At 65.5% G+C, this 19,812-nt stretch carries 21 protein-coding genes; 13 read left to right on the forward strand and 8 right to left on the reverse strand.

Annotated features, from left to right (window positions below; all coding sequences use genetic code 11):
* The first annotated feature begins 49 nt into the window (after positions 1-49).
* Both N2603_RS16915 and adhP read left to right on the forward strand, forming a co-directional pair.
* On the forward strand, positions 50-460 hold the full coding sequence (locus tag N2603_RS16915; protein WP_260389674.1) for a DUF2000 family protein: 411 nt from the start codon (positions 50-52) through the stop codon (positions 458-460).
* 147 nt (positions 461-607) lie between these two features.
* A complete protein-coding gene (gene adhP, locus N2603_RS16920) occupies positions 608-1,633 on the forward strand; it encodes an alcohol dehydrogenase AdhP (protein WP_260389675.1) in 1,026 nt (341 codons plus the stop codon).
* A 4-nt stretch (positions 1,634-1,637) separates the two neighbouring features.
* Here the strand turns inward: adhP and N2603_RS16925 are convergent, their stop codons facing one another.
* From N2603_RS16925 to N2603_RS16935, 3 genes are read right to left on the reverse strand one after another with little or no spacing between them, the layout of a single operon-like run.
* The gene (locus N2603_RS16925; protein WP_260389676.1) at positions 1,638-2,051 is read right to left on the reverse strand and encodes a GFA family protein; all 414 of its coding nucleotides are present in this window, start codon (positions 2,049-2,051) and stop codon (positions 1,638-1,640) included.
* Between the two features lie 12 nt (positions 2,052-2,063).
* Positions 2,064-2,525: an SRPBCC family protein gene (locus N2603_RS16930; RefSeq protein ID WP_260389677.1), complete on the reverse strand. Its 462-nt coding sequence runs from the start codon at positions 2,523-2,525 to the stop codon at positions 2,064-2,066.
* The gene (locus tag N2603_RS16935; protein WP_018645834.1) at positions 2,522-2,857 is read right to left on the reverse strand and encodes an ArsR/SmtB family transcription factor; all 336 of its coding nucleotides are present in this window, start codon (positions 2,855-2,857) and stop codon (positions 2,522-2,524) included. Before N2603_RS16935 ends, N2603_RS16930 begins: the two co-directional genes overlap by 4 nt.
* 108 nt (positions 2,858-2,965) lie before the next feature.
* Here N2603_RS16935 and N2603_RS16940 point away from each other — a divergent pair, with 108 nt between their 5' ends.
* From N2603_RS16940 to N2603_RS16965, 6 genes are all read left to right on the forward strand, one after another.
* A complete protein-coding gene (locus N2603_RS16940; protein ID WP_260389678.1) occupies positions 2,966-3,646 on the forward strand; it encodes a TetR/AcrR family transcriptional regulator in 681 nt (226 codons plus the stop codon).
* On the forward strand, positions 3,643-4,431 hold the full coding sequence (locus N2603_RS16945) for an HlyD family secretion protein (RefSeq protein WP_260389679.1): 789 nt from the start codon (positions 3,643-3,645) through the stop codon (positions 4,429-4,431). Before N2603_RS16940 ends, N2603_RS16945 begins: the two co-directional genes overlap by 4 nt.
* Positions 4,428-5,360, forward strand: a complete 933-nt coding sequence (locus N2603_RS16950; RefSeq protein ID WP_018645831.1) for an ABC transporter ATP-binding protein — start codon at positions 4,428-4,430, stop codon at positions 5,358-5,360. The genes N2603_RS16945 and N2603_RS16950 overlap by 4 nt, the downstream gene beginning before the upstream one ends.
* Positions 5,357-6,520 carry an ABC transporter permease gene (locus N2603_RS16955; protein ID WP_018645830.1) on the forward strand — a complete coding sequence of 388 codons (1,164 nt, stop codon included), beginning with the start codon at positions 5,357-5,359 and terminating at the stop codon, positions 6,518-6,520. The genes N2603_RS16950 and N2603_RS16955 overlap by 4 nt, the downstream gene beginning before the upstream one ends.
* A gap of 108 nt (positions 6,521-6,628) precedes the next feature.
* Complete coding sequence (locus N2603_RS16960) at positions 6,629-7,933, forward strand: adenylate/guanylate cyclase domain-containing protein (protein ID WP_018645829.1); 1,305 nt, start codon at positions 6,629-6,631, stop codon at positions 7,931-7,933.
* A gap of 551 nt (positions 7,934-8,484) precedes the next feature.
* Positions 8,485-9,399 carry a PhzF family phenazine biosynthesis protein gene (locus N2603_RS16965; protein WP_260389680.1) on the forward strand — a complete coding sequence of 305 codons (915 nt, stop codon included), beginning with the start codon at positions 8,485-8,487 and terminating at the stop codon, positions 9,397-9,399.
* A 105-nt stretch (positions 9,400-9,504) separates the two neighbouring features.
* Here N2603_RS16965 and N2603_RS16970 read toward each other — a convergent pair whose 3' ends face one another.
* Both N2603_RS16970 and N2603_RS16975 read right to left on the reverse strand, forming a co-directional pair.
* Positions 9,505-9,966, reverse strand: coding sequence for a DUF488 domain-containing protein (locus tag N2603_RS16970; protein ID WP_260389681.1), 462 nt, complete (start codon positions 9,964-9,966; stop codon positions 9,505-9,507).
* 9 nt (positions 9,967-9,975) lie between these two features.
* Complete coding sequence (locus N2603_RS16975) at positions 9,976-10,812, reverse strand: DUF72 domain-containing protein (protein WP_260389682.1); 837 nt, start codon at positions 10,810-10,812, stop codon at positions 9,976-9,978.
* Between the two features lie 104 nt (positions 10,813-10,916).
* Here N2603_RS16975 and N2603_RS16980 point away from each other — a divergent pair, with 104 nt between their 5' ends.
* The 4 genes from N2603_RS16980 to N2603_RS16995 all read left to right on the forward strand — a co-directional run bounded on the left by N2603_RS16980 (position 10,917) and on the right by N2603_RS16995 (position 14,469).
* A complete protein-coding gene (locus N2603_RS16980; RefSeq protein WP_260389683.1) occupies positions 10,917-11,297 on the forward strand; it encodes a hypothetical protein in 381 nt (126 codons plus the stop codon).
* A gap of 88 nt (positions 11,298-11,385) precedes the next feature.
* Positions 11,386-11,586, forward strand: coding sequence for a hypothetical protein (locus N2603_RS16985; protein ID WP_018645823.1), 201 nt, complete (start codon positions 11,386-11,388; stop codon positions 11,584-11,586).
* Positions 11,587-11,826: 240 nt separating this feature from the next.
* Complete coding sequence (locus N2603_RS16990; RefSeq protein WP_260389684.1) at positions 11,827-12,960, forward strand: glycosyltransferase family 2 protein; 1,134 nt, start codon at positions 11,827-11,829, stop codon at positions 12,958-12,960.
* Between the two features lie 6 nt (positions 12,961-12,966).
* Positions 12,967-14,469, forward strand: coding sequence for a glycosyltransferase family 39 protein (locus tag N2603_RS16995; protein ID WP_260389685.1), 1,503 nt, complete (start codon positions 12,967-12,969; stop codon positions 14,467-14,469).
* A gap of 181 nt (positions 14,470-14,650) precedes the next feature.
* Here N2603_RS16995 and N2603_RS17000 read toward each other — a convergent pair whose 3' ends face one another.
* Both N2603_RS17000 and N2603_RS17005 read right to left on the reverse strand, forming a co-directional pair.
* Positions 14,651-16,534: a CHASE2 domain-containing protein gene (locus N2603_RS17000; protein ID WP_260389686.1), complete on the reverse strand. Its 1,884-nt coding sequence runs from the start codon at positions 16,532-16,534 to the stop codon at positions 14,651-14,653.
* Positions 16,535-16,628: 94 nt separating this feature from the next.
* A complete protein-coding gene (locus N2603_RS17005; protein ID WP_260389687.1) occupies positions 16,629-17,150 on the reverse strand; it encodes a FecR domain-containing protein in 522 nt (173 codons plus the stop codon).
* Between the two features lie 651 nt (positions 17,151-17,801).
* Between N2603_RS17005 and N2603_RS17010 the strand changes: the two genes are divergently transcribed.
* Positions 17,802-18,893, forward strand: a complete 1,092-nt coding sequence (locus N2603_RS17010; RefSeq protein ID WP_260389688.1) for a DUF2778 domain-containing protein — start codon at positions 17,802-17,804, stop codon at positions 18,891-18,893.
* A gap of 64 nt (positions 18,894-18,957) precedes the next feature.
* Here N2603_RS17010 and N2603_RS17015 read toward each other — a convergent pair whose 3' ends face one another.
* Entirely contained in the window at positions 18,958-19,782 is an 825-nt protein-coding gene (locus N2603_RS17015; protein ID WP_260389689.1) for an SDR family NAD(P)-dependent oxidoreductase, read from the reverse strand.
* Positions 19,783-19,812: the final 30 nt, after the last annotated feature.

The raw sequence follows: 19,812 nt of genomic DNA on the forward strand, positions 1-19,812 counted from the left end.
GGTCTGCGCCTGACGGCGCATCCCGGAATGACAATTTGTGGAGACATGCATGCAGTTCGACACCAAGATCGCCGTCGTGATCCGCACCGACCTGCAGGCCTGGCAGAAGCTCAACGTTGCGGCCTTTCTCACCAGCGGCATCGCGGCTGCGTTTCCTGAATGCATCGGCGAGCCCTATGAGGACGCTTCAAGCACGAAATATCTCTCGCTGATCGGCCAGCCGATCCTGATCTACGGCGCCGATGGTCCCGCCTTGTCGCGCGCGCTCGACCGCGCGCTCACGCGCAACGTCAAGCCTGCCGTCTACACCGAGGACATGTTCAAGACCGCGCATGACGCCGCCAATCGCGAGGCGGTGAGGGCGGTGGCCCGCAACGATCTCAATCTCGTCGGCATCGCGATGCGTGCCGAGCGCAAGGTGATCGACAAGATCGTCGACGGTCTGAAGTTCCACAGCTGATAGGCCTGTCACGCTTTGCGCCGCGTTGTCATCGCGATGTCACGATCGCGCGAGCGCTTTGCGTAATCTTTGTGCGGTTTGACTCCAATCAAGGGCGCATCGCCCGTCGCCGCTAGTCTGTTTCCGCAATCTAGACGGAGCAGACCCATGCCCACCATGAAAGCCGCAGTCGTCAAACAATTCGGCAAGCCGCTGGTGATCGAGGAGGTGCCGGTGCCGCAGCCCGGTCCCGGCGAGGTCCTGGTCAAGGTCAAGGCCTGCGGCGTCTGCCACACCGATCTGCACGCGGCGTCCGGCGACTGGCCGGTGAAGCCGGTTCCGCCCTTCATCCCCGGCCATGAAGCCGCCGGCATCGTCGCAGCGCTCGGGCCCGGCGTGAAGAATCTGAAGGTCGGCGATGCCGTCGGCGTCGCCTGGCTGCACGACGCCTGCATGGCTTGCGAATATTGCGAGACCGGCTGGGAGACGCTGTGCGAGCACCAGCACAACACCGGCTACAGCGTAAACGGCGGCTTCGCCGAATATGTCATCGCCTCGGCTGCCTTCGCCGCCAAGCTGCCGGCGACGATCGATTTCGCGGGCGTCGCGCCGATCCTGTGCGCCGGCGTCACCACCTACAAGGGCCTGAAGGAGACCGAGGCAAAGCCCGGTGAGTGGGTCGTGATCTCGGGCGTCGGCGGGCTCGGCCACGTCGCGGTTCAGTACGCCAAGGCGATGGGACTCAAGGTTGCGGCCGTCGACATCGCCGAAGACAAGCTCAAGCTCGCGCGCGAGACTGGCGCCGATCTCGCTGTGAACGCGCTTGCGGCCGATGCGGTGGACAAGGTGCTGGCGGCAACCGGAGGCGGAGCTCACGGCGTGCTGGTGACAGCGGTCTCGACGCCGGCCTTCGCCCAGGCGCTGAAGATGGTCCGGCGGAAGGGCACCGTCAGCCTCGTCGGCCTGCCGCCGGGCGAGTTCCCGACGCCGATCTTCGACGTCGTGCTCAAGCGCATCACCGTGCGCGGCTCCATCGTGGGCACCCGCCGCGACCTCGACGAAGCCATCGCCTTCGCCGCCGACGGCAAGGTCAAGGCCGAAGTGACGAAGGTGCCGCTCGCCGAGATCAACAACGTCTTCGAGCGCATGAAGGCCGGCAAGATCGACGGCCGCATGGTGCTGGACTTTGGCTAGCACCTCACCCCGGCGGCATGCCTTCGAATTTCGGCAAGTCCGGATCGAGATGATCCCAGCCATGCCCGCGCGCTCCGTAGGTCACCGCCTGCGGTTGGTAGCGGGCGGGCTCGTCGAGGCTCGCGGCGCGGATGGTGAAGATGTCGGGCATCGCGGCGAAGGTCAGGTAGACGGGCAGACCGCACTGCGGACAGAAGCCGCGCGTCTTCACGTTGCCGCTGTCGCCGACCATGTCCCAGTGCTTCGCTTCGCCGCTCAGCGTGACGCCGGCGCGCGCGAAGGTCGCGTAGGAGCCGTGGCCGCTGCCGCTTTCCCGCTGGCAGTCCCGGCACTGGCAGTGATTGCTGAACAGCGGCTCACCGAGGATCGAATAGCGGATCGCGCCGCAGGCGCAGCCGCCGGTATAGGGTTTGTCCATCGCGATATCTCCTCACTCTTCGCCGCTGATCTCGTCGAGCTGGCGCACGACCTTCTTCCAGCCGCCGCTCATCACCGTGTAGGCCGACTCGTTCCTGGGCAGGACGAAGCCGGCGTGAACCAGGCGGATCCGCGTGCCGGCCTCGACCGGGGTGAGGGACCAGGTCACGACGGTGTCGAGCGGCGCGCCGTAACCGGTGTTGCGCTCATCGCCGCCGTTCCAGGCATAGACGAGGCGGCGGTTCGGTACGACCTCGAGAACGCGGCAATGGATCACGCCGTCCCAGTTGCCGCCCGGTTTGGTCTGGAACGTGAAGGCGTTGCCTTCGACGGCCTCGAAGCCGGTCGGCTGCATCAGCCAGCGCGCGATCAGCTGCGCGCTGGTCAGCGCCTTCCAGATTGTCTCGGCGGTGTGAGGGAAGACCTCGTCGATGACGATGTCTCTTGTTTCGGCTTGCAACGCGGCTGCACTCACGGATCGATCTCCTTCAAGAGGTCACGCAGGTTCTGGAAGCGCTCGCGCCAGAAGACGCCGTAATGATCCATCCAGGTCACCAGCGGCTCGAGTCCTTGTGGCGCGGCGCGGTAGTAGACGTTGCGGCCCTCGGCGCGCTCGGCGACGAGGCCGGCCTGCTTCAACGACTTCAGGTGCTGCGAGATCGCTCCTTGCGTGACGCCGCTGCCGCGCGTCAGGTCGGCAACGCTGATCTCCTTGCTCTCGAACACACGCTCGAACACGGCGCGCCGCGTCGGATCGGCGAGGGCGCGCATCACCGTGGTGACGGGGTTTGGGGCGGCTTCAATCATGCAATTCAATTAGCAATGGCTAATGCATTAGTCAAGGCTAATTCATCGGCTGGAATAGGACTGCTGCACTGTCTTGACTATGACTGACCAGTCAGTCATATATTGCGAATGACCAAGAAGCCGACCAAAGCGTCCGCAACGCACGCCAGCGTGAAGGGCTCTGCTGGCAGCGTGGAAGTACCCCCCTCGAACCGCGCCACGCGCGCGGCGGAGCGGCGTGCGGCGATCGTGGAGGCGGCGATGGAGGAATTCATCGCGCGCGGCTTTGCCGCGACCCGGCTCGACGACATCGCCAAGCGCGCAGGCGTCGCCAAGGGAACGATCTACCTGCACTTCAAGGACAAGGAATCGATGTTCGAGGAGTTGGTGCGCATCGTCATCGTGCCTGTCGTGGCGCGCCTGACGGCGCTGCCGCCCCCGGCGGGCTCGGTACGCGACCTCATCGAAGCCTTCGCCGGCAACTTCCTCAAGGAGGTGATCGGCACGAAGCGTGGCGATCTCGTGCGCCTGATCGTGGCGGAGGGGCCGCGTTTCCCAGCGGTCGCCGACTTCTACTACCGTGAGGTCGTCTCGCGCGGGATCGCCGCCATGCGCGCGCTGATCGAGCTCGGGATCGCCCGCGGCGAGATCCGCGAGAAGGATCTCGCACGCTATCCGCAGATCCTGGTCGCGCCCGCGATGATTGCGGTGATCTGGCAGAGCCTGTTTGCGCGGCATGCGCCGCTCGACGCGCAGGACATGCTGCGCGTCCATCTTGATTTGATTTTTGGCGAACGGAGGACGACATGAGGTCGTCGCGGGTACTTTCTGCATTTGCATTGGCGCTCGTGCTCGCAACCGGCCTCGCCGGATGCAAGGAGAAGCGCGATCCCGGCTTCCAGGGCTGGGTCGAGGCCGACATGATCTTTGTCAGCCCTGATGAAGCGGGCCGGGTGACGAAGCTTGGCGTGCGCGAGGGCGACGAGGTCAAGGTCGGCGATCAGCTCTATTCGGTCGACGACGACCTCCAGCTTGCCGATCTCAACCAGAACAAGGCGACGCTGGCGAATGCGCAGCAGACTTATGACCGTGCAGCCTCGTTGAACAAGACCGGCTCCGGCACGCAGGCCAATCTCGACTCGGCTGTCTCCGCCCTGCGCGTGGCCGAAGCGCGGGTGGCGACGTCGGAGACGCGCATGGCGCGGCGCAAGGGCTTTGCGCCGGTTGCCGGCACCATCCAGCAGATCTATTTCCGTGAAGGCGAGATGGTGGCGGCGCAGCGGCCGGTGCTCTCGATCATGCCGCCCGGCAACATGAAGCTGCGCTTCTTCGTGCCGGAGACCGAGCTGCCGAAGCTTGCGATCGGCGATACCGTGCGGATCGCCTGCGACAATTGCGCCGCCGATCTCACCGCGAAGATCTACTTCATCGCGACCTCGGCCGAATACACCCCGCCCGTCATCTACAGCCTCGAGGAGCGCAACAAGCTCGTCTATCTGATCCAGGCGCGGCCGTCGCGTCCCGATGCTCTTCGCGTCGGGCAGCCGATCGACGTCTACCTCAACCCCAAGACACCCGTGGCGGACAAGCGATGAACGGCGATAGCGGCATCGCCATCGACGTCAAGGGACTGACGAAATCATTCGGCGGCCGCGAGGTCGTGCATGATCTGTCGATGCAGGTGAAGCGCGGCTCGATCTACGGCTTCCTCGGGCCGAACGGTTCTGGCAAGACCACCACCATCCGCATCCTCTGCGGCCTGCTCACGCCCGACAGCGGCGAGGGCACCTGTCTCGGCTACGACATCCGGCGTGATGCCGAGAAGATCAAGCGCCAGGTCGGCTACATGACCCAGCGCTTCAGCCTGTACCAGGATCTGTCGGTGCGGGAGAATCTCGAATTCGTCGCGCGGCTCTATGGCCTCACCGACGCGCGCGGCGCGGCACGCGATATGATCAAGCGGCTCGGGCTTTCGGGGCGCGAGGAGCAGCTTGCCGGCGAACTCTCCGGCGGCTGGAAGCAGCGGCTTGCACTCGGGGCCTGCACGCTGCCGAGCCCAAAACTGCTGCTGCTGGACGAGCCGACGGCGGGCGTCGATCCCAAGGCGCGGCGCGATTTCTGGAACGAGATCCATGCGCTCGCGGCCGACGGCCTCACCGTGCTGGTCTCGACCCACTACATGGACGAAGCCGAGCGCTGTCACGAGATCGCCTACATCGCCTACGGCCATCTGCTCGCGCACGGCACGGTGGAGGAGGTGATCGCGAAATCGGCGCTCACGACCTACACCGTCACGGGCGAGAACCTGAACGGGCTCACGGCCGCGCTCACCGGCAAGCCGGGCGTGGACATGGTGGCGCCGTTCGGGACCTCGCTGCACGTTTCGGGGCGCGACGTCGCCGCTCTCGAAGCCAGCATCGCGCCGTGGCGCGACAAGGGCGGTCTGCACTGGCATAAATCGTCGCCGTCGCTCGAAGACGTGTTCATCGAGCTGATGAGCCGCTCCAGGGACAATTTCCAATGAGCGCAGCCGATCAACCCGCCCCAACGCACGAGATCCGCGAACGCTTCGGCTTCTGGAAGCGCTCCTATGCGATGCTGATCAAGGAATTCATCCAGCTCCGGCGCGACCGCGTCTCGTTCGCGATGATCGTGATGCTGCCGGTGATGCAGCTCCTGTTGTTCGGCTATGCCATCAACACTACGCCGCACCGTCTTCCGAGCGCGGTGCTGCTGCAGGAAGACAGCGATCTCGCCCGCTCGATCCTGAAGGCGCTGGAGAACACCGCCTATTTCCGTTTCCTCTACGAGGTGCACGACGTCGATGATTTCGACAATCTCTTGAAGTCCGGCAAGGTGCTGTTCGGCGTCGAGATCCCGCGCGGCTTCGAGCGGGCGGTGCGGCGCGGCGACAAGCCGGCGCTGCTGGTCGCGGCCGACGCCACCGATCCGGTTGCGGCGAGCTCGGCGATCGGCTCGCTTGGTATGGTCGTGCAGACCGCGCTCAAGCACGATCTCTACATCGGCGATCCCCCGGAGATGCCGTTCGAGATCCGCGCTCATGCCCGCTACAACCCGGCCGCGGCTTCGAGCCTCAACATCGTGCCGGGCCTCGTCGGCACCATCCTCACCATGACCATGCTGATCTTCACCGCACTCTCGGTCACGCGCGAGGTCGAGCGCGGCACCATGGAGAGCCTGTTGTCGATGCCGATCAAGCCGGTCGAGGTGATGTTCGGCAAGATCATCCCTTACGTGCTGGTCGGATTCGTCCAGGCCTTCCTGATCATCGGCATCGGCGTCGGCCTGTTCGGCGTGCCCGTGCTCGGCAATCTGTTCCTGCTGGCGCTGCTCTCGACGCTGTTCATCACCACCAATCTGTCGATCGGCTACACCATCTCGACATTGGTGCAGAACCAGCTCCAGGCGATGCAGATGTCGATGATGTTCTTCCTGCCGAGCATTCTGCTCTCCGGCTTCATGTTCCCGTTCGCCGGGATGCCGGCCTGGGCGCAATATGTCGGCGAGGCCCTGCCGCTGACCCACTACCTGCGCATCGTGCGTGCCATCATGCTGAAGGGCGCGACCATGGAGAACCTGCGCTTCGACGCGCTGGCGCTGGCGGCCCTGATGCTGATCGCCATGACCATCGCCGTGACGCGCTTCCGCCGCACGCTGGATTGAGGCAAACTGGCCCTTGAGAGTCATTCCGGGGCACGCGTGGCGCGAACCCGGAATCTCGAGATTCCGGGTTCGCGACTGCGTCGCGCCCCGGAATGACCAGGGGGTGGAATGGTCCGGTTTGCGAGCAGGAAGATGCGGCAGCATGCCGCCTTGTCCGAGGATTTCGAGCGCGAGCTGACGCGCGAGGTGCTGCGCACCGAGCTGTTGCGGGTGAGGGCGCTAATCATGACGGGCTGCGTCATGATGTTGTTCCTCACCGCGATCTACCTGGTCGATCCCGTCGTGGTGAACCGGGTCTGGCGCGGCACCGAGGGGCTCGCCGAGGTCTACGGTCTGCTCGTCGGCTTCATCCTGTTCGAGGTCTGGATCCATACCCAGATCAGGAAGAACCTCAAGCTCGATCGCGACCTGCCGGTTGTCAGGCGCTATATCGGCGCGCTGATCGAGACCTCGATGCCCACGGTGATCCTGATCCTGCAGATCCGGACCATGGGCGCAACCCAGGCGCTCGGCTTCGCGGTGCCGCTGATCTATTTCATCTTCGTCATCCTCTCGACCCTGCGGCTCGATTTCTGGCTTTCCACCTTCACCGGATTCGTTGCGGCCGCCCAGCTGTTCGTCGTCGCCTCGATCTATGATTCCTCGAGCTTCGGCGAGCCGCAAACCTATTTCCACGCGGTGCGCAGCACCATCATCCTGATCTGCGGCGTGCTCGCGGGCTCCGTCGGCGCACAGCTCCGCCGCCAGTTTGCCGCGAGCATTGCAGCCGCCACCGCGCGCGACCGGGTGACGAACCTGTTCGGCCAGCACGTGTCTCCGCAAGTGGTGGAGCGGCTGATGGCTGCAGGAACCAGCGCGGGGGGCGACGTCCGCCGCGTCGCGGTGATGTTCGTCGATTTCCGCGGATTCACCGCGGGTGCGCAGTCGCGCACCCCACAGGAGGTCGTCGACCGGCTCGACGGAGCCTTCGCGGTGCTGGTCGATATCCTCGACCGTCAGGGCGGGATCGTGAACAAGTTTTTGGGCGACGGCTTCCTCGCGCTGTTCGGCGCGCCGCTGGAGGCTTCCGACGCCGCTCACCGCGCGGTTGCCGCAGGCCGCGAGATGCTGACCGCCATGGACCACATCAACGCGGAGACGAGCTGGCCGCTGCGGATCGGCATCGGCATCCATTTCGGCGAGGTCGTTGCCGGCAATATCGGCTCGCCCCGGCGCAAGGAATACACGGTGATCGGCGACACCGTGAATTTTGCTTCGCGCCTGGAGGCGCTGAACAAGGATTTCGGCTCGCAGCTCCTGATCTCCGCATCCGTGCGCGACGCGCTGGGCGCGGACGGCGACGATGCCGTCGCGCTCGGAGAGGTCGAGGTGCGCGGCTACGAGCAGAAGGTCGCGGTGTTTCAGTTGGGGTAGGGCGCCTTCAAATGTGAGTCGCGCTGCGTTGAAGCGCGGTCGCGCTGCCTTGAAGGCGCGTGATGAAATATCCCTGCTAGCTTCCGGGTCCTGCACTGTGGAAGCCGAAACGTCTCGGCTTTCACTTGTCACCCGGAGAAAGCCAATGACCCGATTGATCCTTGTTGCGGCCGTCCTGATCGCCGCCACCCAGACTCAGGCCGCATCGGTGCGCCACGCTACCCCGCCGCGCGCTGCTGTAACTCAGGCGGCGACCGACTCCTGTGTCAGGGCTCCGGCAGAGGGTTCGTTTGCCTCTGCGCCCTACACGCAGCCCCCCTGCCTGCCGAACACGGGCTACTCGTACGCCTACTAACGATCACGACCGACGATGTCGGGCTGGCGAAATCGCTAGCCCGGCTTCGCGAATTGCTGCGGCTCGTCAGCTTCCAACACGTCAATGCCATTGCTCCGATTGCACTCAATTTTGGGGCATGACGAGCGATGTTTTCGGCTTGTAGAGTGCTGCGCGATGCGGCCGTCGTGGCCGCCATTTGCATGGGGAAGTGACGATGCAGCGCCGCTACATCACCGTCGACGTGTTCACCGACCGCGCTTTCGGCGGCAACCAGCTCGCCGTGGTGCTCGACGCCGGCGGCCTGTCGACCGCGCAGATGCAGGCGATCGCCACCGAGTTCAACTATTCCGAGACGACCTTCGTGCTGCCGCCGCGCGACAAGGCCAATGATGCGGAGGTGCGCATCTTCACGCCGGTCCGGGAAATGCCGTTCGCCGGCCATCCCAATGTCGGCACCTCCTTCGTGCTGGCGAGTCTTGCGAAGGAGCCGAAACCGCGCCTTCTGTTCGAGGAGAAGGCGGGGCTGGTACCGGTCGACATCGTGCGCGAGCAGGGCAGGGTGATCAGTACCGAGCTCACCGCGCCGCAGCCGCTGTCGCGGCTGGCGGAGGTTTCAGCCGCTGACGTCGCGGCTTGCATCTCCTTGACGGCTGACGACATCAGGACCGATCACCATGCGCCGCAGGTCGTCGGCGTCGGAACGCCGTTCCTGGTGGCGGAGCTGCATTCGCGCGATGCGCTGAAGCGGGCAAGGCCCGACGCGGCTGCGTTCGGCAGGGTCTTGCCGCGCGACGACGCCCGCTCCGTGTGGTTCTACACGCGCGATGTGCCCGCAGCGGAGGCGCCCAGCGAGCGGCAGGCGCGGATGTTCATGCGCGGCGCCGGCGGTCTCGCCGAAGATCCCGCTACCGGCAGCGCCACGGTAGCCGCAGCCGCACTGTTCGCCGATCTCGATCCCACCCGCGACGGCGAGCTGAAGCTCACGGTCGGCCAGGGGTTTGACATGGGCCGGCCGAGCCTGCTGCTGACGCGCGTGCGCAAGCAGGGCGGCAAGGTTGTGTCCGCTCATGTCGGCGGCAGCTGCGTGCAGATGATGGAGGGAACGTTCAAGCTGGCGGGGGAAGGGTAGGAGATTCGTAGCCCGGATGGAGCGAAGCGTAATCCGGAGCGATCCCTGCGCGGGACAAAGGTCCCGGATTACGCTTCGCTCCATCCGGGCTACAGAACGAGCCAGCTACACCTGCCGCCCCGCCAGATTCTTCACCGTCACCCCATCGCGCTCCTCGATGATCTCAGCGATCATCTGGCGGTGGCAGTGGGTGTGGTCGCGCTCGTAGCAGAGCAGGCACACCGGGCCGGCCTTCTTCACCAGCGCCGAGAGCTCGTCCATCTCTTCCTTTGCCTGCGGCGTCTTCAGGTGCTTTGAATAGATCTTCTCCAGCGCGCCGTATTGTCCACTGCGCGCGGCAAGGCGGCCCTCCTTCGGCGTGCCGAGGGCTGCGAGATGGACATAGGCGATGCCGCGCTCGTCGAGCCCGGCGGACAGCTGTTTCTTGGAAAAGCCCGGCCGGCGCGATGACGTCACCGCGCGCACGTCGACCACGAGCTTGACGCCTGCCTCTTCCAGCTCGTCGAGCACCGCCTTGGGCGGCGTCTGCTCATAGCCGATGGTGAACAGCTTCCTCGCCTTTGCCATGAACCATCCTCAGCTCACCCGCGCGATCAGTTCCATGGCGCCGTGCGGGGCGCGCACCTTGCCCTCGTGGATGACATAGGCAAACACGTCGCGCGGCTCCTTCTTCGGCTTGGTCTTGTCAACCTTCGGCAGGTCGTCCGGTTCACCGCCCGAAGCCCAATCCTTGAAGCGCTCCGCCCAGGCATCGAGCTGCTTCGGCGGATAGCAGGTCTTGATCTCGTCATCGCCCTTCTGCAGCCGCGCATAGACGAAATCGCCGGCAACGTCGGCGATCGCGGGATATTTGCCGTGCTCGGCGAACACCACCGGCGTCTCGAATTCGCGGATCAGCGCGACGAAGTCAGGCGCGCAGAAGCTGTCGTGGCGGACCTCGACCACGTGGCGCAGCGCGCGCCCGTCGAGCTTGCGCGGCAGCAGCTCCAAGAACTTGCCGAAATCGGCGCCGTCGAACTTTTTGGTCGGCGCGAACTGCCACAGCACGGGGCCGAGATGGTCGCCGAGTTCCAGCACGCCGGAATCGTAGAACCGCTTGATGGAGTCGCCGGCCTCGGCCAGCACACGGCGGTTGGTGGCGAAGCGCGGTCCCTTCACCGAGAACACGAAGCCATCAGGCACCTCGCTCGCCCATTTGCGAAAGCTCTCCGGCTTCTGCGAGCCGTAATAGGTGCCGTTGATCTCGATCGAGGTCAGCTTCGAAGCGGCGTAGGACAGCTCCTTCGCCTGCGTCAGCTTCTCCGGATAGAACACGCCGCGCCAGGGCTCGAAGGTCCAGCCGCCGATGCCGATGAAGATGTTGCCGGATTTTTTGGACACGGTTTTTGCTTTGGCCACGGAAGGATCTCGCATCGACGTGGAGGGGAGGCCGGCATCCTAATCAAACCAGTTGTGATTGGCCAGTTGCCGCGTCCCGTCTAAGCTCGCGAAGATCGTCTGCGCAGAAGGAGAACAAGATGCGGATGCTGATGGTGGGAGCGGCGCTCATGATGATGACATCTGCTGCCATGACGTCTAATGCAATGGCGGACGATGACGACGACAAGAACGCGCAAAAGCTCGCCATGCAGGGCCGCGACGATTACTGGCATTGCCTGGCGCGGGAATATTCGCGCGAGGGCAATCAGGGCCTGTCGGAGCAGGACTTCGGCCGCTCGGTCGCAGGGGCCTGTCCGTCGGAGCGGCAATATTACCGTGTGGCCTTGCTGGACTATCTCACCACCCAATATCCGAACATCGATGCCGGCGCCCATCTCGCGACCGCGAACAGGGCGGTGGAGTCGGCGCAGAAGGACATCGTGACGGCTTTCGTCAAGCACAGGCCACCGCAGAAATAGCTCGATCGACCGCCGCGGTCCCGGGGCCTTCCGGCGCCGTGTTCATCCGTGGTATCACTCGCCGCATCTGGAACAGGGATGGGTTTCCATGTCGTCTGAGTCGGTGGGGGGCATTCTGGGCGCGATCGTCGCGGCGGTCGTGCTTGCGGTCGCCGTCGTCTTCGGGCCGATCGGCCAGTACGGCAAGCCCCCCAAGCCGGCCAAGGCCGAGCCGGCTCCTGCTGCGGCACCCGCAGCCCCTGCCGCGCCCGCGCCGCGGGGCCCGGTAATCAAGGAAGTCCCGAACTAATCCCGGAAAGGGGCTTTTGTCCCCTTGAAAAGCGGTTTTGCCGTCCCCATCTAGCTTCTAACGGCGACGTTGAGAGAAATACTCCGGCGCTGGGACGACCTTGGAATAGCTTGGGCCTGCGCCGGATGTACGCGCGGTCCGCCGTTCCGGGGTCGTTGGCATTTTAGGGCCCGTTTTGGCCCGTCCCCCCTCAAAACCCCGGCTTGGCAGCGCAGGACGCGGCGGATATACGCTGCCGTCATGAATGAAGCGATCAGACCGGGCTCCGACCATCCGCCGCAGGCTCAAGAGGGGCCGGAACTGTCGGTCATCGTCCCGACCTTCAACGAGCGCGACAATGTCACGGTGCTGTACCGGCGCCTGGAGGCGACGCTCGTCAACGTCGCCTGGGAAGTCGTGTTCGTCGACGACAATTCGCCCGACGGCACCTGGGACGTCGTGCGCGAACTGGCGCAGCGCGACAGCCGCGTGCGCTGCGTGCGCCGCATCGGCCGCCGCGGCCTGTCGGGCGCCTGTATCGAGGGCATCCTGGCCTCCAGCGCGCCCTATGTGGCCGTGATCGACGCCGACCTCCAGCACGACGAGACGCAACTGCCGAAGATGCTGCTGCTGCTCGCCAGCGACCAGGCCGAGCTCGTGGTCGGCAGCCGCTATATCGAGGGCTACAAGAGCGAAGGCTTCAACAAGCAGCGCGCCGGCGCCAGCGCACTGGCGACCGAGGTCGCCAGGAAGATGCTGCGGGTCGAGATCGCCGATCCCATGAGCGGCTTCTTCATGATCCGCCGCGACCGTTTCGAGCAGCTCGCGCCAAAGCTGTCGGTGCACGGCTTCAAGATCCTGCTCGACGTCGTCGCGACCGCCCATGGCGGCTTGCGCGCCGTCGAGATTCCCTACACGTTCGGCGCCCGCCAGCATGGCGAGAGCAAGCTGGATTCCATGGTCGCGCTCGACTTCCTGGGCCTCGTGCTGGCCAAGCTGACCAACGACATCGTCTCGCTGCGCTTCATCCTGTTCGCGATGGTCGGCGGCATCGGCCTCGTGGTGCACCTCACCACGCTGTTCATCGCCCTCCGGCTGTTCAAGGCGCCGTTCGCGGAGGCGCAGGCCGCCGGCGCCATCGTCGCCATGACCAGCAACTTCATCCTCAACAACTTCCTCACCTATCGCGACCAGCGGCTGAAGGGCTTTGCGCTGCTGCGCGGCCTGATCGCCTTCTACATCGTGTGCAGCGTCGGTCTGCTCGCCAATGTCGGCGTCGCCTTCTCGGTCTACGACCAGGAGCCGATCTGGTGGCTGGCCGGCATGGCCGGCGCGCTGATGGGCGTGGTGTGGAACTACGCGATGTCCGGACTGTTCGTCTGGCGCAAGAAATAGCGCGAGATGGGCGGAGCTGACGCGCGGATCGTCCGCAACACCGCGCTGGCGATTGTCGCGCTGGTGGCTTTGCGGCTCGTCGCGGCCGCCTTCACGCCGATCACCTTCGACGAAGCCTATTACTGGATGTGGTCGAAGAACCTGGCCGGTGGTTACTACGACCACCCGCCGATGGTCGCCTACGTCATCCGCGCCGGCACCATGATCGCCGGCGACACCGAGCTCGGCGTCCGCCTGGTCTCGATCCTGCTCGCGCTGCCGATGAGCTACGCGGTCTACCGCTCCGCGGCGATCCTGTTCGGCGGCGCCCGTGTCGCCGCGACCAGCGCCATCCTTCTCAACGTGACGCTGCTGGCCTCCGTCGGCACGCTGATCGTGACGCCCGATGCGCCGCTGCTGGTCGCCTCCAGCTTCGTGCTGTTCTTCCTCGCAAAAGTGCTCGAGACCGGTCGCGGCGCCTGGTGGCTTGCGGTCGGCGCCGCGGTCGGCACGGCGCTGCTGTCGAAATACACCGCGATGTTCTTTGGCGCCGCCATCCTGATCTGGCTCGCGTCCGTGCCGAAGCTCAGGCGGTGGTTTCTCTCCCCCTGGCCCTATCTCGGCGGTCTCGTGGCCCTGGCGCTGTTCTCGCCGGTGATCCTCTGGAACGCGGACCACCAATGGGTCTCGTTCGCAAAGCAGCTCGGGCGTGCGAAGATCGAGGACTTTCGTCCGGTCTTCATCGCCGAGCTGATCCCGACCCAGGTCGCGTTCGCGACCCCGCTGGTCTTCATCCTCGGCGCGATGGGCCTGCACGCGCTGACTTGGCACCGGGCCGGCGCGCTGGCCTCGCGCGTGCTGATCGAGACGATGTTCTGGACCATCGTCGTCTATTTTGTCTGGCATTCGCTGCATGCCCGCGTCGAGGCCAACTGGTTTGCGCCCGTCTATCCGCCCTTCGTGATCGCGGCCGCGGCGGCCGCCAATCTCGTGCAGTGGAAGCCGCGCCAGCGGCGCCTGGCGGACTTCTGCCTGCGCTGGGCCGCACCCGTGGGCATCGTGATGTTTGCAGCGTTGATCGTGCAGGCCAACACCGGCTGGCTGTCGGGCTATCGCCGCGATGCGACCGTGCGCAGCGTCGGCGTCGGCTGGCGCGAGCTCGCCGCGGCAATCGAAGCCGAGCGCGCGCGCAATGGTGCGACCTGCGTGCTTGCGCCGGATTACGGCACCACCGGCTGGCTCGCCTTCTACCTGCCGCGCGGCACCTGCGTGGTGCAGCAGAACCAGCGCATCCGCTGGGTCAACATGCCCGAGCCAGATCCCAAGCTGCTCGCCGGCAAGCTGCTCTATGTCGACGAGCTGCGCGGCGAGGGGCACCCCGCCCTCAACGGCCTTTTTGCGAAGGTGACGCAAATCGCGCAATTGCAGCGCAAGCGCGGCCCGCTCGTGGTCGAAACCTACGGCATCGATCTCTTGGAAGGCGCCAGGGGCGACGTGCTCGACCGCTCACCGCCGCCGGAAGCGCGGTAGATCTCCATCGTCGTCCCGGCGAAGGCCGGGACCCATACCGCGTGATCTCTCGATGAGCGCAGGTATCCGTACCGCGTGAAGACTCATTCACGACCAGTCTTCGCCAAACCACTCCCTGTGGCTACGGGTCCCGGCCTCCGCCGGGACGACGGCGGAGTATTGGGCGAATAGCGGAGGCTATTCACTCCATCATCTCTGCCCCGGCCGCCGCGCCCGGCTTGCTCTCGTCGCGCCAGAACCAGACCGTGACCGTGCCGGAGCGGCCGCGGACCTGCGTGCGCAGCGGGCCCCTCAACGTGCTGTCGGGATCGCCGAGATAGTCGGCCGCATCCAGCAGCGTGTCGCTCAGCGCGAGTTGCGCGCCGTTCTGCGCCGCGACCTCCATAAGCCGGTTCGCGACGTTGACGGTATCGCCGTTTGCCGTGATGTGCTGGTGGCTCTCGCCGAGACGGGAGGCGACGATCGGGCCGAAATGCGCGCCGATCTTGAAGCCGAGGCGGCCGCCAATCGCGGGCGGCAGTGATGCCATCCAGCGCTCGACGCTGCGATGCAGGTCGATAGCGCATTTCAGCGCGCGTGCCGCGTCATCCGGCATCGCCTCTGGCAGGCCGAACAGGATCATGGCGCCATCGCCGAGAAAGCTGATGATCACGCCGCCGCAATCGACCGCGGTCTTGTCGATCAGCACATGGAATGCTTTCAGGATATTCTGAAGATCGTCCGGATCGATCCGTTCGCTCAGCGCGGTGAAGCCCGAGAGATCGATGAAGACGACGGCCGCATCCTGCCGGACCGGCTTCGCCAGGAAATCGGGATCGCGCGCCAGCCATTCCTGCACGGCCGGCGCCTGGAACTGCGCCAGCGACCTGCTCTTGGCGGTGAGATATTGCGCCTTGCGGCCGCCAGCCCAGAGCTGCACGCCGGCAAAGACCGCAACCGGTGGTACCGTCGCCGCAAGCGTGGTCGCAGCGTTCAGCCAGAGGCCGTGCGTGAAGGCGAACAAATTGAGTCCGGCCCAGGCGATCATCACGACGGCTGCTGCGACAATGCCGAGCGCGCTGCGTCGCCAGGCGAGCAGGCCCACCAGCAGCACTGGCAAGAGGATCGCGGTGAGCGCATCGGCGATATGAACCTTGTGGTCACGCGTGATGCCGTCGCCCGCAACGAGATGCGTGATCGCAGTGGAGATCACCTCGACGCCGGGCATGAGGGAATCGAACGGCGTCGGATAGAAGTCGCCGCCGCCGGCGACCGAGGCGCCGATCACCACGATCCGGTTCTCGATCGCCGCGCGAGCGAGCGTGCCGTCGAAGATGCTCTGCGCGCTGACGGTGCGGATGGTGCGGCGCGGGCCGTAATAGGTGATCGGCAGCGCGAAGTCGCTGTCGGTCGGCACCGCGCGGTCGCCGAGCATGAGACGGTCCGGCGCGATCGTCAGCGGCTTGTCGAGCGCGCGGGTCGCGACGCGCAAGGGGAATGAGAGCTCGACCTTGTCGTGGGTCCGAAACAGCATCGGCACCGAAAGCGGCGAGCCCGATTGCCCGGTGGCGACGTTGACGACGCCGACCTCGGCGTGATCGGCAAACGCCGGCAGCGGCAGCAGGAAGCGCTCGGCTTGCGGCAGCACGGCGAGGGGACCCTGGCTGCTGGGCGCCACGGTCTCGCTGGCGGACGGGAAGATCGCTGCGGCGGCAAGCACCATCGGACCGGTGGCGAGCGTACTGGCGAGCGTCGCATCGCCGATCGCGGCGCTGCGGTCGACCAGCAAGAGGTCGATCGCGACGACCTTCGGCTTGAACTGCACGATGGTATCGACGACACGGGCGAGATCGGCGCGCGGCAGCGGATAGCTGCCACCGCGCTTCACCACGGTGTCGTCGATCGCGACGATGGTGACGAGATCTGGCGGCGCCTGCACGCCGCGGACTTGCGTCCGCCAATCCGTCAGCGTCGCCTCGAGGCGGTCGAGAAAGCGCAGATGGCCGTTGGCGTGACCGACATAGATGCCGGCACCCCACAGCGCGGTGAAGACGAGAGCCACCAGGATCTGAACGCGTCTAGTCATTACGTACTGCAATCTTCTTTGTCGCCCGAGCCTTGCTGCGCGAGCCTTAATCGTATTATCGGAGCCTTATCGGCCCAGTCTTATTGACCCAGTCTTATTGGCCCAGTCTTGCCATCAGCGCGTCGACGCGCGGCTGGCCCCAGGTCTTGACGGTCAACGGGCCGGTCGCCTCGACATCGACGCCTTCGCCCGGTCCCAGCACGACGCCGCGTCCGCCGCTCCTGCGGGAGACGCCGACACGGCCATCGGCGACGAACACCGCGGTCTTGGCCTCTGTGACATCGACGGCCCATTTCGTGCCGCGCACCGCGGCGATCGCCCGTGGCGTCAGCACCTTGAAAGGGTTGCCGCCGGGCTTCTTGGGCACATCGACCAGCAGCGCCTTGCTGCTCAACTCCACGGAGTCAATATGTCCGTCGCGGTTGGCGTCCTTAAGTTCAAACCTGGCGCCATTCTCCGCAACGATCGTGATCCCGTTGTCGCAGCGCCAGGTCTGTGTCCCGGCTGCTGATGGCGACGGCGCGCAGCCCGCATCGGCCGGCTGCGCGGCCGCGTATCCCGTCAACAACAACGACCACGCCAGAATGAAAAATCCGGCGGGTGCGATCCCTCTCATGCCAGCCTCCGTTCGCGTGCTCGGCACAGTTCAAGGCGATGCTGATACGGTACCGTATCACACGCAGAGGCTGCTGAATAGTGCCGCTTCTCGCAGCTATTTTCGCGCTGCGGCATTTTCCAGATCCGATGCGATCAACTTTCAGTCAGGGCGCCGTGCCGCGTGAGCGCCAAGTCTCTCCCTCTCATCGCGAGCGGAGAGAGGCGAATGGGGGATGGCGCGCACCAGCCTCGCGCAATGCTTCCCCGTTATCATCAGGGCATTGAAGACCACGAAAATGACTTGGTTGGATGTACCTAGAGAGGCGGCCGTAAAACGTTCGCTGATCGCCCGATCCAGCCGAGAATTATGGTTAACAAACGCGACTAAGTCCGTAGTTCTGCGGGCTTTTTTCTCAGAATGAGACAGCGTTAACGAGTTGCCCCACATCTGCCCGAACTTAATCCGCATTTAACTAAAAGTCGCCTTAATGACGCTCCGACCCTCTGCGAGATGCTGTTCCCGGATCGTGACCAGCGGCGCTTCAAAGGGGGACTGAGTGACACCGTCCTGGACGCAAGGCGAATGAGTACGAGTATCGCTGCGCAGAGTAACGCGGCACGGAAGTCCAAAAATCCTGGTAAGAATTTTCTTCGGAAGCCTTCCCGGAAAATGACCACCACCAATTGGCTTGGCGCCGCGGCGATCGGCTGCGTCGTGATGGGCGCCGGCTGGACCATCTACAGCAACGTCTTCGGCGCGAGCGTCTATCCGACCGTCGGCAGCATTGGCTACGATGAGCCCGTCATCAAGCGTGCGCCCAAGGTGGTGCTGCGCGAGGCCAGCGACGCCATCAACGAGACCTTTGCGCTGCTGCTGCCCGACCGGCTCCAGGTCGCAGCCCCCATCTCCCGCGAGATGTTCAACGAGCGCTTTGCCGCCGCCGCGACGCAGGGCGTGCCTTCGAATGCGCCGAGCGCCGCGCCCGCGACCCAGGTTGCTGCGGCCAAAGACGCCCCGAAGCAGAGCGTGATCGCGAAGGTCGCGGAAGCGCTGAAGCCGGCGGCCAAGAACACTGACAAGACCACCGACAAGACTGCGGACAAGGCCAAGCGCGCGCCGGAGGGCCAGATGCAGCTGGCCTCGGCCGACCCCGCCGAGATCGTGCCGGCGCCCGAGGCAAAGCCAAAATCCTTCGCCGATCGCGCCAAGGCCGCGGTGATGTCGATCACCGGGCCGCGCCAGTCGATGGTGGAAAAGCTCTGGGGCAAGCGTGAGCCGTCCGGCGGGCTTTTGGCCTATGCCTCGGCCGATGCCAGCGTGACCTCGGCCATCGCGCCGAAGGAGCAGAACCCGATGTTCGGCGGCGCGCCGCCCTATGAGCGCGATACGGCGGTCTACGACATCACCGCCAAGACGGTCTACCTGCCGGATGGCACCAAGCTCGAGGCGCATTCCGGCCTCGGCTCCAATCTCGACGATCCGCGCTCGCAGCGCACCCGCATGCGCGGCGTGACGCCGCCGCACATCTACACGCTGAAGCCGCGCGAAGCGCTGTTCCACGGCGTGCCGGCGCTGCGCCTGACCCCGATCGGCGGCGAGAGCGCGATCTACGGCCGCGACGGCCTGCTTGCGCACACCTTCATGCTCGGGCCGAACGGCGATTCCAACGGCTGCGTGTCGTTCAGGGATTACTACGCGTTCCTCGACGCCTACCGCAACAAGGGCATCCGCAAGCTCGCGGTGCTGGCGCGGGTGGACTGATCTTCGTTGATACCGGTTGATCGAAAGGGTCGCTCGCAGCGGCCCTTTCTTTTTGCGCGACGTGTCAGCCCGGCCAGCACTGTCCTCCGCCGTCGATCCTCAGCACCTGGCCGGAGACGAACGCGCCCATGGGGCCTGCGAAGAATTCGACGACCCGGGCGATCTCGTCGACGGTTGCGATCCGGTCGAGCGTGCCGGTCTCGACCATCCTGCCAGGGTCCACTGCGCGCGTGCCGAGGAAACGGCCGGTGCGGGTATCGCCGGGCGCGATGCAGTTGACGGCGATATCGTAGGGGCGAAGCTGATCGGCGAGGCAGCGCGTGAAATGAGTGACGCCGGCCTTCGACACCGCATAGATCGAGCCCTGGGTGCGCCCCTTGAAAGCGGCGACCGAGCCGAGCGTGACGATGCGCCCGCGCCGCCGCTCCATCATGCCGCGCGCGACCGCCTGGCAGGTCAGGATGGTCGAGAGCAGATTGCGCTCCAGCACCGCGCGCACATCGGCTTCCCTGATGTTCACCGCGTCGTTCGGATCGGGCTTGCCTCCGGCGGCTGCGATGTCGCCGCCCGCATTGTGCACGAGAATGTCGATCGGGCCGAGCGCGGTTTCCGTCTCGGCGATCACGCGCGCGATGTCCTCGCCCTTGGTGAGATCGCCCAGCACGCGCTGGCTGCGGACGCCGAATTGCTGGCCGATTTCTGCGGCCACCGCAGTCAGGGTGGTGCCCTCACCATATTCCGCCGGCCCGTTCTCGCGCATGCCATGGACGGCAACATCAGCGCCGAGCCCGGCAAGTTTCTCCGCGAAGGCGCGGCCGAGCCCGCGTCCTGCGCCGGTCACCAACGCAACCTTGCCGGCCAATACCCTCGTAGTGTCGTGCGGCGCCATGATCTTGCTCCCGTCGTGCAATGCCAGTCG

It is taken from the genome of Bradyrhizobium huanghuaihaiense, from assembly GCF_025200885.1.
GTDB lineage: Bacteria > Pseudomonadota > Alphaproteobacteria > Rhizobiales > Xanthobacteraceae > Bradyrhizobium > Bradyrhizobium huanghuaihaiense.